Origin of the sequence: Nocardia sp. NPDC050713, assembly GCF_040654315.1 — a bacterium.
GTDB lineage: Bacteria > Actinomycetota > Actinomycetes > Mycobacteriales > Mycobacteriaceae > Nocardia.
In genome coordinates, this window is the sequence record NZ_JBFAHS010000015.1 from 191722 (window position 1) to 204318 (window position 12597).

9 protein-coding genes are annotated in these 12597 nt (G+C 68.3%); 3 read left to right on the forward strand and 6 right to left on the reverse strand.

All coding sequences use genetic code 11. The annotated features are described in order from the left end of the window. Positions 1-3: 3 nt before the first annotated feature. From AB0H49_RS26165 to AB0H49_RS26175, 3 genes are all read right to left on the reverse strand, one after another. Positions 4-1458 carry an SDR family oxidoreductase gene (locus tag AB0H49_RS26165; protein ID WP_357255071.1) on the reverse strand — a complete coding sequence of 485 codons (1455 nt, stop codon included), beginning with the start codon at positions 1456-1458 and terminating at the stop codon, positions 4-6. A 271-nt stretch (positions 1459-1729) separates the two neighbouring features. Then, positions 1730-2857 carry a metallophosphoesterase gene (locus AB0H49_RS26170; protein ID WP_357255073.1) on the reverse strand — a complete coding sequence of 376 codons (1128 nt, stop codon included), beginning with the start codon at positions 2855-2857 and terminating at the stop codon, positions 1730-1732. A gap of 399 nt (positions 2858-3256) precedes the next feature. After that, complete coding sequence (locus tag AB0H49_RS26175; RefSeq protein WP_357255075.1) at positions 3257-4582, reverse strand: MFS transporter; 1326 nt, start codon at positions 4580-4582, stop codon at positions 3257-3259. A gap of 62 nt (positions 4583-4644) precedes the next feature. Here AB0H49_RS26175 and AB0H49_RS26180 point away from each other — a divergent pair, with 62 nt between their 5' ends. Together AB0H49_RS26180 and AB0H49_RS26185 are read left to right on the forward strand one after the other, a co-directional pair. Next, the gene (locus AB0H49_RS26180) at positions 4645-5313 is read left to right on the forward strand and encodes a metalloregulator ArsR/SmtB family transcription factor (RefSeq protein WP_357255077.1); all 669 of its coding nucleotides are present in this window, start codon (positions 4645-4647) and stop codon (positions 5311-5313) included. Positions 5314-5417: 104 nt separating this feature from the next. After that, entirely contained in the window at positions 5418-6449 is a 1032-nt protein-coding gene (locus AB0H49_RS26185) for an endonuclease/exonuclease/phosphatase family protein (RefSeq protein WP_357255079.1), read from the forward strand. Positions 6450-6461: 12 nt separating this feature from the next. On the opposite strand, the gene AB0H49_RS26190 is transcribed toward AB0H49_RS26185, so the two are convergent. Continuing rightward, complete coding sequence (locus AB0H49_RS26190; RefSeq protein ID WP_357255080.1) at positions 6462-7181, reverse strand: hypothetical protein; 720 nt, start codon at positions 7179-7181, stop codon at positions 6462-6464. Positions 7182-7208: 27 nt separating this feature from the next. Here AB0H49_RS26190 and AB0H49_RS26195 point away from each other — a divergent pair, with 27 nt between their 5' ends. Beyond that, on the forward strand, positions 7209-10409 hold the full coding sequence (locus tag AB0H49_RS26195) for a BTAD domain-containing putative transcriptional regulator (protein WP_357255083.1): 3201 nt from the start codon (positions 7209-7211) through the stop codon (positions 10407-10409). 103 nt (positions 10410-10512) lie between these two features. Here AB0H49_RS26195 and AB0H49_RS26200 read toward each other — a convergent pair whose 3' ends face one another. Both AB0H49_RS26200 and AB0H49_RS26205 read right to left on the reverse strand, forming a co-directional pair. Continuing rightward, positions 10513-11832: a cytochrome P450 gene (locus AB0H49_RS26200; RefSeq protein WP_357255086.1), complete on the reverse strand. Its 1320-nt coding sequence runs from the start codon at positions 11830-11832 to the stop codon at positions 10513-10515. Positions 11833-11933: 101 nt separating this feature from the next. Beyond that, on the reverse strand, positions 11934-12305 hold the full coding sequence (locus AB0H49_RS26205; protein ID WP_357255132.1) for a hypothetical protein: 372 nt from the start codon (positions 12303-12305) through the stop codon (positions 11934-11936). Between the last annotated feature and the right edge of the window lie 292 nt (positions 12306-12597).

Consider the following 12597-nt stretch of genomic DNA (forward strand, 5'->3'; position numbering starts at 1 on the left):
GCGTTACGCCGCTTCGGCTTTCGCCGTGATGTTGCGAGCCATACCGCCGAACACGACGGCATGGAAGGGCGCTATCGAGTGCCAGTACGCATGCCCGGCCAGTCCCCGTGGTTCGAACACCGCGCACTGCCGGTAGCGCGCGCCGCCTTCGGGTGTCGGCGTGACGGACAGTTCGAGCCATGCCTGTCCGGGAAGGAGCATCTCGGCCCGCAGTCGAAGCAGTCGAGGGCGTTCCAGTGTTTCGACGCGCCACCAATCCAGAGCCTCACCCTGGTGGAGTTTGTGTGGATCCCGGCGCCCGCGACGGAGACCGACACCGCCCGCGATTCGATCCAGCCATCCGCGAAGCGCCCACGCCAGGGGAAACGAGTACCACCCGTGTTCCCCGCCGACCGACTCGATCACCGACCACAGGACCTCGGGATCCGCGGAAGTCGATAGTTCGCGGACGTCGCGGTACAGGGAGCCGCCCGACCACTCGGGGTCCGTCGGCAGTGGATCCGACGGCGTCCGTGGGGGACTGGCATCCGACCACCGGGTCGGGACGTCGAGGTCTCGAATTCTGGTGAGCGCCAACGAGATCGCCTCGCGGAACGGTATCGGCCCCGCTGGCGGGTCCGGGATGAGGTGCGCTATCGAGTGGTCGGCGCAGGCGACGTCGTTGATCAGCGATTCCATCAGGGGAACGGCGATCGCGCGCGGTACCGGTGTCACCAAGTTGACCCACTGGCTGGACAACCAGGGCGTCAGCAGTGGTACCGGGATGACGATCCGGCGAGGCAGCTGCGCGACCTCGGCGTACGTTCGCATCATTTCTTCGTAGGTGACGATGTCCGGGCCTCCGATGTCGAAGGCGCCGGTTCGGTCCGGCGTCAGGTCCGCACCCCGCACCAGGTAGTAGAGGACGTCGCGGACAGCGATCGGTTGAACCTTGCTCCGCACCCACCGCGGCGTGACCATGACGGGTAGCCGCTCGGTGAGGTAGCGAAGGATCTCGAAGCTCGCCGAGCCGGACCCGATGACTACACCGGCCCGCAGAACCAGCGTGGGGACGGGAGAGGCCAGGAAGATCCTGCCGACTTCGGCGCGTGATGCGAGGTGGCGCGAAAGGGTTTGCCCCGTGGGGGTGATGCCGCCGAGGTAGATGATGCGACCGACCCGCGCCGCCGCGGCGGCGGCCGCGACCCGAGTGGCGGCCGCGCGGTCGATCTCGCCGAAATCCGCTCGGTCGAGCGAGTGGACCAGATAGTAGAGCACCTGCTGATCGGCGACGCAGCGGCGAACGTCGTCATCGCTGAGGACATCGCCGCGCAGGATCTCGACCCGATCGCGCCACGGTGCGTCGGCGAGCTTCCCGGGGTTGCGCGCGACTACCCGGACGGTATGACCGGCGCGAAGAAGCTCGGGAACCAGACGGCCGCCGATATATCCGGTCGCCCCGAATATCACGCATCGCATGTCCGCACCTCGCGTCTCCGGGAGTGCACCGCTCGTGCGTCGAGTACCCCGTTGCCCGCACACAACACGCCGGTGTGCTGCATCGAAATTGCATCGTTAATCGTACGCCAGCGGTCCACCACACCGGAAGTCCAGTGGCGAGACAGGCGCGTTTCTGGCTGCCACCGATGCCGGTCGTAGGAACGGCCGGGGCACATCAGCGGGGGAGGCGGAAGCCGAGCAACGACTGCGTGGACGAAACACGCTGCCCGCACGCCGCGGCGGCGTTCCGCTACTGCGGACGCAGGACCAGCACGGTGATCTCGCTCGGTGCGAAGACCCGCAGTTGCGGCCCCCAGAAGCCAGTTCCCCGGCTGGTGTAGAGCTGGGTGTCGCCGTGGCGGCTCAGTCCCGCGACAACGGGCTGCTCGAGCCGGACGAGATAGTGGAAGGGCCAGATCTGGCCGCCGTGGGTGTGGCCCGAGATCTGGAGTGCGACACCCGCGGCCACGGCGTCGATGATCTGCCTGGGTTGGTGGGCGAGCAGCACGACCGGCGCGTCGGGGTCGGCACCGGCGAGCGCGGTCGTCAGGTCCGGGCCGTGACCGGTCAAGCCCACGCCCGTCGGGTCATCGATACCGGCGATCACCAGCTGATCGTCGCCGCGGCGCACCGTCACGTGCTGATTGCGCAGCGGTTGCCAGCCGAGCGAACTCATGTGGTCGATCCAGCCTGGCGCGTCGCCGAAGTACTCGTGGTTGCCGGTGATGTAGAACCGGCCGAGCTCGGCCTCGACCTTGCCGAGCGGATCGACCTGCGCGTGCCGCTTCGCCACCGAGCCGTCCGCGAGATCACCCGCGTGGCAAGCGATATCGGGACGTTGCGCGTTGACCACCTCGACAACGCGCTCCGACCAGCGCAATCGGTCGAGCGCGGCGAAGTGGGTGTCGGTGACGACCACCAGGCGCAGGCCGTCCAGCGCCGGACCGAGTCCGGGGATGGATACCTCCACGGTGCGAACCCGCGGCACCCGCCGTGCTTCGACCACGCCCCACACCACGAGCGCGGCGGAGGCGGCGAACACGCCCGCGGCGACGATCCGGGAACGGGCCGGATCGTCGACACCGGCCACGGCGAGCCCGAGGCGTGCGAGGTTGCCGAAGACCGACCAGCTGAACACCACCCACATCACGCCGAGCAGCGTGTCGCCGACGATCGAGGCGGCATCCGACTGCGCGTGTCCGTGGCCGAGATACATCGCCGCGGGCAGGCAGCAGAACGTCAGGGCGGCCAGCGCCGAGCCGAGCCAGAACAGCGAGCCGGTTCCCTGGGTCGGCGCCGCCACCAACGTCCACCACGGCAGCGAGATCAGCAGGGCCGGAACAGCCAGGAACAGGACCAGGCGGGGTACATACTTCAAGAGGGTTCGTCCTCGCGCGCGAATGAAGCGCGCGGTCCCTCACCCGGCGCCATGAACGCTTCCGACGATAGCAGCGGTCATCACCCGCCGAGGCGCTCGACGGCGAGGGGGAGATCTTTGTCACCGCGACCAGTTTCGTTCGCCCTGGCGCAATCCCACAGATCGCGACAAACAAGTTGCCGGACTTGATCTTTCGAATGGCTCGAATCAGGTCTCAGCGACGAGCGCGGCGCGTTGACTCAGCGGGGATGATCCGATCCCAGGTCTTGCCGTGCGCGTTCCGCGATCTCGTCGACGCTGGTGTCGTCGAGGAACTTGTGCGTAGACGGCTGCTCGTCCATGAGCCCAAGCTACGTCGCGCGAGGTCGTCGAAGGGACAGGCGCGCGCCACCCGAATGGCTATCTCGATGCCGACCGGCTGAACCCGGTGAACGCCGCGATCGGCACGACCGCCACCGCGAGCACGCCACCGGCGAGAGCCAGGGCTGGATAGCTGGTCGCCGCGACCATCAGCCCGGACCCCATGCCGCCGGTCGCTCCAGCGACGGCGATCGAGACATCCACCGCGCCTTGGGTTTTGGCGCGGGTGGCGAGCGGCACCGTGTCGGTGATGATGGCCGTGCCCGCCACGAGCCCGAGATTCCAGCCCAACCCCAGCAGCGTCAGCGCGAGCGCGAGCAACACCATGGAGTCGCCGGGTGCGGCGGCCGCGAGGAGTCCCGCGGCGAGCAGTGTCACCCCCGACGCGGCGGCGACAGGTAGGCGACCGTAGCGGTCGACGAGCCAGCCGGTCAGCGGCGAGGGCAGGTACATGGCGCCGACGTGGATGGCGATCACCAGCCCAGCCGCGGCGGTGCTGTGGCCGTGGGCGTGCATGTGGACCGGAGTCATGGTCATGATCGCCACCATGACCAGCTGCGTCAGCGCCATGACCAAGCCGCCCGCGGCGATGCCCTTGCCGGAATCGTCGACAGGCGCCGTCTGTGTGGTCGCCGCATCCGTCGTGCCCAGTTCCCGTGCCAGCAGTAGCGGGTCCGGCCGCAGCGACACCGCGAGCACGAGCGCGGCCAAGGCGTAGGCCGCCGCGGCGAGCAGGAACGGCCCGGCCAGGTAGGGGATGCCCAAGCTCTGGGCCAATCCGCCGGTCGGGGCGGCGAGATTCGGGCCGATGACACCGCCGAGAGTGGTCGCGACCAGCACGGTGGACACGGCGCGACCCCGGTGCGAAGCGGTGGCCAGATCGGCTCCGGCGTACCGGGCTTGCAGGTTGGTTGCGGTGCCCGCGCCGTAGACGAACAGCGCGATGAACAGCAGCGCCAGGTTGTTCAGCACGGCGGCGGCGATGACGCCGAGGCTGCCGATCGCGCCGGTGAGGTACCCGGCGGCCAGACCGGGACGGCGCCCGCGGGCTTGGGAAAGACGTCCGACGGCGACGGCGGCGAGCGCGGAACCGGCGGTGAACAGGGCGCTGGGCAGTCCGGCCAGGCTGGTGGAGTCGAGCATGTCCTGGGCCAGCAACGCGCCGACGGTGATTCCGGCGGCCAGTCCCGCGCCGCTGAGGATCTGCGCGGAGACCAGGACGATCAGGATGCGGCGCTGCGCTCGTGCGGTGTCGGGGAGCGGGGTGTCGGAGGTGATGCTGGTGGTGCCGGTGGCCACGAGAAGGTCTTCCTGGTGAGCCGCTGTCGAGCGGGCGGGGCAAGCGGTCGCGAATACAATCGCCATGTTCGATGTTGTTCCAAGGAACTGTGGAATAAGCTATTCCAAAGAGTATTGGAGAAGCAAGCGTGAGCGAGTCGTCCGGTCCCAAGGCCGCTCTGTTCGACCAGGTCGCCCGCGTCGGCAAGGCGCTGGGCAACGGTCGCAGACTGCAGATCCTCGATCTGCTCGCCCAGGGCGAGCGCACGGTCGAGGCGATCGCCACCGCGACCGGCATGAACCTGACCACCGCCTCGGCGAACCTGCAAACGCTCAAATCCAGCGGTCTGGTCGAGGCGCGACGCGACGGAACCCGCCAGCACTACCGGCTTGCCGGGACCGACGTCGCTCGCTTGTTCGCGCTAGTGCAGAGCGTCGCCGAAGCGCACCTCGCCGACGTCGCCCTCGCGGCCGCCGCCGCGCTCGGCTCTCCCGAAGACGCGATCACCCGCGACGAACTCATCCGCCGCCGCGACGCCGGGGAGATCATCCTCGTCGACGTCCGCCCCCACGAGGAATACGACGCCGGGCACATCCCGGGCGCCATCAACATTCCGCTCGCCGAACTCGCCGCCCGACTCGCCGAGCTGCCCGCCGACCGGGACATCGTCGCCTACTGCCGCGGTGCCTACTGCGTCATGGCGCCCGACGCGATCCGCATCGCGCAGCAGTCCGGTCGGGAGGTCAAACGCCTCGACGAGGGAATGCTGGAATGGGCGTTGGCCGGACTACCGGTCGAGAAAGCCTCGATCGAGTAGTCGACTACGCAGGGCAAGGCCCTGCGTGGGCGGCATGATCGGTTGAGTCAATGCACCATTCGGCCGCGCGGTAACTCGACCGATCGATTTCGAGGGAGTGCGCGATGAACCTGAATCGTTTCAGCGTCGCCACGTTCAACATGTTCAACCTCCAGGACCCCGGACAACCGATGAATCCGGGTCAACGTCCCTGGACGGAAGCGGAATTCACGCGGAAGGCGGATTGGATCGCGGGTCAGCTCACCACGCTGGACGTCGACATCGTGGGTCTACAGGAGGTGTGGAGCAAGACCGCGTTGGAGAAGGTGGTCGCCGCCGGGGGATTGGAGGCGACCTACGATGTGCTCGCCGATCCCGCGGACGGATCCCGGATCATCTGCGCGGCGCTGGTCCGCAAAGGCCTTCTGCACGGCGATCCGCAGTGGATCGCGGACTTCTCCGAGGCGGTCCGCCTGGAATCCACCGACGATCGAAACGACCCGCAAGCACCGCAGATCCGGGTCGCCATCGACCGGTTCTCCCGACCGGTACTGCACTTCAGCGTCGAACTGCGGGACGGTCAGCCGACCGAGGTGTTCGTCGTCCACCTCAAATCCAAACTGCCGACCAGCCTGGCGGGCGAGCAGTGGTTCCAGGACGATCCGGACACCTTCAAGCCGCATCAGCTGGCGCTGGGTGCGGGGCTGTCGACAATTCGCCGCACCGCCGAGGCGGTGGCGCTGCGCGTCCTGCTCACCACCGCGATGAAGGGCACCGCGACGCCGGTCGTCGTGCTCGGCGACATCAACGACGGCCAGCACAGCAACACCGCCAACATCCTGACCGAGCAGCCCCGCTACCTGGTCGGGGACTCGCTGGGCGGCGTGGACAACGGCCTCTACACCGCCCAGACGTTGCAGGAGTACCGCGATACCCGCGACGTCTACTACACCCACGTGCACCAAGACATTCGCGAATCGCTCGATCATGTGCTCGTCAGCGAACAGTTCTACGACAACAGCCGCAAACGCGTGTGGCTGTTCGACGGGCTCACCATCAACAACGACCATTTGAATTTCGAGAACCACCGCGAGAGCGGCACCGGTGACCACGGACTCGTGAAAGTCGGGTTCGCGTTCAAACCCGCCCGCCCGTGACAATGGGTTCCGCTAGCGATCCGAGTCCTCCGCCCACCGCCGCAATCCGCCCGGCCACCGCAACATCAGCACACCGATCGCGGCGACGACGATGCCGCGCGGCGCCTCGTAGAGGAATCCGGTGAGGCCTTGGGTGGGCGGAACCGGCAGGAAGAAGCCGAGCCCGGCGACCAGGGTGAGTATCGCGATCCAGCGGGGCACCGTGCTGTTGCGCAACATGCTCCCGCCCATCAGGCCCAGCCCGGCGAGCAGGACGACAGCGCCGATGATGTTGAACAATTCGAACGCCGTGGTGTCGATCATGTTGTCGTTGCCCGCGATCAGGTGCGCGGTGCCGGAATCAGCCGCGAACGGGTAGGCGACGAACAACTCGACGGTGAGGTGACCGGCCGCGGTGACGACGTTGGCGAGCAGGTAGCAGATCAGGCCGACGAATCCGGCCGTGCCGAGTCTCGGCCGCATCCACGCGTACATCCCGGGCAGGCCGAGGATCAGCAGAACGGTTCCGATGCCGAGCAGGATCTGCGCGAGCGGCGCGCCGGGGCTGGTGAGCGCCTCGACCGAATGGCTCTTGCCCGCCACGATCGGATGCAGTGTGCCGCCCGCGATGCACAGGGGGCCCGCGAAGGCCAGTGCGGCGCCGCACATCCGCAGTACAGTCTCGCGAGAGGGGCCGATGGCCCGAGTTTCGCCGGTGGTGTGGGTTGGTAGGAGTGCTTGCGTGTGTGTCATGGGCCAAGGGTCGACCAGGGCGCTGGTGTGACGCTGGTGCGCGGCGGGTCCGAGGACGACCGCCCGGCCATCTCGGTGCTCGGGCCGCTGGAAGTGCGCGGCCCGGACGGCGCCCGCCTCACCATCCCGGCACGCAAACACGCCGAGCTCTTGGTGATTCTCGCGGCCGAACGCACCGCCCGGAGCGCGCCGTACCTGTGCGAATTGCTGTGGCGGGGCAGCCCGCCGGAGAGCGCACTGGTCACGCTGCAGGGCTACGTCTCACGGTTGCGCCGGACGTTGCGGCCACTTCCGGAATTCCGGATCGAGACCAGTCCGAACGGCTACGTGCTGCGGTGCGGTGGATCCGGCACCGACCTCGACTTGCTCGACGTGCTGTCCAGGGAAGCGCGCGCGGCGCACGCCGACGGTGATGTCGGACGAACCGTCGATCTGCTCGAACGCGCCTTGCGCCTGTGGCGCGGCGAGGCGCTCTGCGATGTCGACGACGTCGCCGAACTCGCTCCGGAACGGGCGCGTCTGGTCGAGCTGCGATCGGAACTCGTCGAGATGTGCGCCGAGGGTTTGATCGTGCTCGGACGCGCCCGGCACGCGGTCACCCTGCTCACCGACGAATGCGAGCGGCATCCACAGCGGGAAGGAACGGCACGGCTGCTGGCGCTGGCGCTGCGCGACTGCGGACGGGTCTCCGACGCCCTCGACGTTCTCGTTCGACTGCGCCGCTCGCTGCGGGAGGATCTCGGGCTCGATCCCGCGCCCGACACCGTCCGGGTCGAGAACGAGATCCGCACTCCGGCCAAGCCCGCGGCGGCCCCGGCGGAACGATCGGTCCTCGTGGGACGTGCGGACGTCGCCGCTGTCTTGAATCGTGCGTGGAACCGGTCCCGGCAGGGACTGACCGTCGTGACGGTGCGCGGCGCGCCCGGCATCGGCAAGACGGCCGTCGTCGAGGACGTCATGCGGCGCCACGGCGAGGTGGCCTTCTTCACCGCGGGGATCAGCGGGACGGGCGCCTCGGCGTTGGCGACGCTGATGCCGTGGCTGGATCAGGCCGCGCTGGCCGGACGCGCCGTGCCCGATGTCCCCACACCGCGCGCGCTCGCCGCGCTGTTCGCCGAGGTAGCGCGGGAGACCGGACATCTGGTCGCGGTCATCGACGACGTGCAGTGGGCCGATCCCGATTCGGTTCGGATGATCGCGGCGGCCATGCGGGTGCTGCGCGGCCACCCTGTGCTGCTGCTTCTGACGGTTCGCCCCGAGCCGCTCCCGGCGGAGGTGAACTCGCTCCAGTCCGCGGGCGCTCACGTCGTGGTGGACCTGCCTCCGCTGTCCGCCGCGGCCGTGGACGAGTTGGTTCGCAACGATCTCGGTTCGGTCGGTCCGGAGGTGCGCGATCAGATCATCGACTCGAGCGCCGGTAGTCCGTTCGTCGCGGCGCAACTGTGCGATCTCGTTCGCGCGGGCCGCCCGTTGGACGTCAGCGGCTCGGCCCCTGAGATCACGACGGCGAAGCTGTCCGCTGTCTCGCCCTCGGCGCGAGCGCTCGCCGAGGTGCTGGCCGTGATCGGTACGCGCGCGTCGATCGGACTGGTCGCGGCCGCCGACAGCGAGCCACGGTTCGACGATCGGATCGGTGAGCTCGTCGCCGCACGGGTCGTCTCGCTCGAGGACGGCGCCGTCGCCTTCGAACACGACCTCGTGCGCGATGCCGTGCTCGCCACCATCGGTGAAGTGCGGAGGGCGCTGCTGCACAAGCGAATCGCGGACGCGCTGGCCGATCTGCGACCCGGTGCGCTCACGGCGCAGGCACGGCATCGCAGTGCCGCCGCCCTCGATTCGCTGGATCCTGCTGCCGCACATGCTTGTTCGGTCGCGGCGCGAGACGCGCTGCGGCGGGACGCGCTCACCGAGTGCGCCGAACTCGCCGCGCGCGGGCTCCGGCACGCCGACCCCGGTGACGCGGAGCTGCTGATCGAGCTGGATCAGCTTGCGGGGCAGGCGCATCACCGTCTCGGCCACTACGACGCGGCCGCCGTGTCTTTCGACCGGGCCGGTCGGCGCTGCGCCGAACGCCGAGATTGGTCCGGCCTGGCGCGGACCGCATTGCTCGCCGCACCGCGTGGTGTAGCCGGATACTTCTCCGGATACGGTGTGGTGCACGCGGGTTCGTCGGCGCTGCGGGCGCAGGCACTGGCGCATCGTCTCGATCTCGACGCCGAGCTGGTCGCCGATGCGGAGGCGATCGAGGCCGCGGACCGCGCGATCCACGGTCTGCCAGGGGATTTCGACGCGCTGGCCGAGGCACGGGCGCGCAGCGCGGCCGGAAGCCGATCGTGGCCGCAGGTACTGCTGGCCGAGTTCCTGTGCACGTGGGGGCCGCCAACCGTCGCCGACCGGCGCAAGATCGCCGAGGAACTGGAGGAACTCGCGGGCCACGACCGCACGGCGCGGGCGACGGCGGTCCACCTGCGCCGCGTGTGTGCCCTCGAGACGGGCGATATGCGGCTGGTCCGTCGGCTGTCTGCCGAATTCGCCCGGCTCGCTTCCGCCGACGACATCGACCTCGCGGCCACCCAGCTGTGGTGGCAAGTGATGCTCGCCGTGCTGCGTGGCGACTACCGGGAGTCGCAGGCGCTCATGACACGCTTCGCCGACGATCTCGGCGCGGTCGACGATCACGCTCGGCTGCTCGCCGAAGTCTCTGCGCTGACCAGCAATTCGATCGAGCTGTGGCATCGCGGACGGCTCGGCGAGGTACTCGCCGAAGTGGACCGGATGGCTCAGGACTTCGACGAGGACTTCGCGCTCGTGGTCGCGATGGCATCGGCGGAGGTCGATGATCACGAGCGCGCGCTGTCGACGATCGAGTCGATCATCGCCCTGCCCGGGCGGTTGCACGGCCCGCGCCTGGTGGTACGGGTGCCGCTGCTGATCGAAGCGCTGCTCACGGTCGGTCAGCGCGCGCCGGAGCAGCGCGACCGGGTGGTCGAGCTCACCGCCGAACTCGAACCGTTCACCCAGGGGTGGGGCGAGACATTGATCGTGCAATGGCCGGGGCTGGTGTGTCTCGGGCCGTCCGGGCTCTACCGCGGTACCGCCCGCGGCATCCTCGGACTTCCCGGCGCGCGCGAGGAGGTGATCGCCGCGCGGCACCGGGCGCGCCTGCTCGGCGCGCGGCCCTATGAGTCGCGCGCCGAGGACCGCCTGACGCGGTGGCCGTTCGCCTGAGCCGTCGCGGCCGAACTTCTGCGGTCCTGGTCGCGACTTCGCCGCCTGAGATTGTGCGAGGTGCGGCGGTCGTTCGCCAGCGCGTCTTCGCCCCGAGCGACATTCACCGTTCTGATCCCGCAACCGGAGCGGACCGAGAGCTGAACTGCCCAGAGCCGGGTTCCGAGTTCACCGCCTGAATCTCCGGCAGCGGTGGCGATTCCGGGAAGGTGACGGGCAGGGCGGTCAAGGCTCGGTGGAACGGGCCTGGGCGCCAGGTCAGTTCATCGGGCGGTACCGCAAGTCGTAGTTCGGGCAGGGCGTCGAGAAGTTGATCGATGGCCTCCTGGGCGATCAGGTATGCCATCGAACTAGCCGGGCAGACGTGCGGCCCGGCACCCCACGCCAGGTGAGATCGATTGCCCGCGTACTGATCCGCTTTGATCTCCGGGTCGTTGTTGCAGCCGGCTATGCTGATGACGACGGGTTGATGCGCGGGCAACCACACGCCGTCGATCAGAATCGGCTGGCGCGGAAAGCTGATGCAGAAGTTCGCCATCGGCGGATCGTCGAACAGCACCTCGTCGAGTGCGTCCCGGGTGGACAGACTCCCGCCGAGTACGCTCCCGCCGAACCGTTCCTCGGTGAGGATCAACAGCAGGGTGTTGATGATCAAGTTCTGTTGGGGCTCGATGCCCGCTCCGTACAGCGTGCCCAATTGATGCACCATTTCGGTGTCGCTCAACCCCGCCGGATGTTGCAGCATCCGCGTCGTGACGTCATCGCCGGGCTCGGCGCGCTTCAGCTGGGTCAGTTCCAGCAGTGCGCCGATGAGCATCTGGTTGCCCTGTTCGGCGTCGGCGCCCTCGAACACGGCGGCCATCCCTTTTGCGGCGCGGGCCGCGATCTCGGCCGGTGAGCCGAGCAGGGCATTGAGCACCCCGAAGGCGAGCGGAAACGCGTACTGGCGCACCAGATCCGCGGAGCCCTCGGTACAGAAGGAATTGATGAGCGGCACCGCGAGCGCCGCGACCGTGGCGTGCAAACCGTACTGATCGACCTGATCCAGACCCGCGGTATTCGTCTTCCGATACCTCGCATGGTCGGCGCCCGCGTTGCGCAAAGCGTTCGGCCGCCACTGCATCATCGGCAGCACTGGACAGTCCGCTGGAATGTTCTGCTGCCATGCTCGCGGGTCGGCCGGAAAATGGTCCGGGTCATTGAAGATCCGGACCGCGGTGTAGTAGCCGATCACCAGGGTCGCGGGGATACCCGGCGCCAAGTCCACCGGCACCAAAGACCCGTAGCGGTCGCGCATCTCGCGATAGACCCGGTGCGGGTCCGCCGCGAACTCCGGCGAATACAGCGGCACCCGCGGGCCGTCGGTATCGATGGGCGAATCGCGCGCGGACCTGCCGTGCGTTGCGGACGAGGACATCGTCATCGGAGATACTCCAGGTGATCTGACAACAAGCTTCGTGAGCCTAGACAGTCGGCGGGCGTTGCGCACCGAAACGATGCACAACCACATCACTTCGTCCACATTCACGGCATCCGCCTTGCTCGCCGGTCAGTGGATTGCGTCGCTGTCCGGGGTGGGCGAGGGGCGGTGGTGTCGCCTGCTCGCGACGATGGCCAGGGCGGCCAGTCCATCCGCGTGGGTTCGCGGCGCACCAGCGTCAGCGTGCCCACCACCGCCAGTGCCGCGAACACTCCGCGCTCTGTTTCCATGATCGTGAAGGCGGCAGTCAGGTACTGGTAGGCGCGCTCGGAGCCAACACCCTTGAAGATCGGCAGCAGCAGATCGTTGATGCGCGCCGCGAGTTCGGCATCCGCGCCGGGCCGCGGGCTCGAAGTGCCCCATAAGCCCTGCCTTCCGACGTTTCCCAGCTGGTCACCGAGATGTGTCGGGCGCACGGGAAAACGCCCAGCCGAATTGTGGCAGGCGGGAACTCGCGGGCAGTCGTAAGTGACTGGCTGTCAAGGAGCACTCTTGTGCTCGATGCGCGAATTAAAGGAGTGCTTTTCGATGAACAAGCCCGCGATTTCACCACACGGTGCAATAGCACCGCGCGGAGGAACCGGCGTATGGGATCGTCCTAACCGGGACTGCTCACAGCAAGCGATAGCCAACTCATTGCTGTCTCTCGGTGCGAACTACTCCTTCGTGCTCGCGGGACATTTGATGCCAGGTTACGGCCGTCTTGAC

Excerpts from the sequence above, each read along its gene's own strand:
- AB0H49_RS26185 (WP_357255079.1), top strand. The coding sequence starts at position 5,418 with ATGAACCTGAATCGTTTCAGCGTCGCCACGTTCAACATGTTCAACCTC.
- AB0H49_RS26200 (WP_357255086.1), bottom strand. The coding sequence starts at position 11,832 with ATGACGATGTCCTCGTCCGCAACGCACGGCAGGTCCGCGCGCGATTCG.
- AB0H49_RS26175 (WP_357255075.1), bottom strand. The coding sequence starts at position 4,582 with ATGGCGATTGTATTCGCGACCGCTTGCCCCGCCCGCTCGACAGCGGCT.
- AB0H49_RS26165 (WP_357255071.1), bottom strand. The coding sequence starts at position 1,458 with ATGCGATGCGTGATATTCGGGGCGACCGGATATATCGGCGGCCGTCTG.
- AB0H49_RS26190 (WP_357255080.1), bottom strand. The coding sequence starts at position 7,181 with ATGACACACACGCAAGCACTCCTACCAACCCACACCACCGGCGAAACT.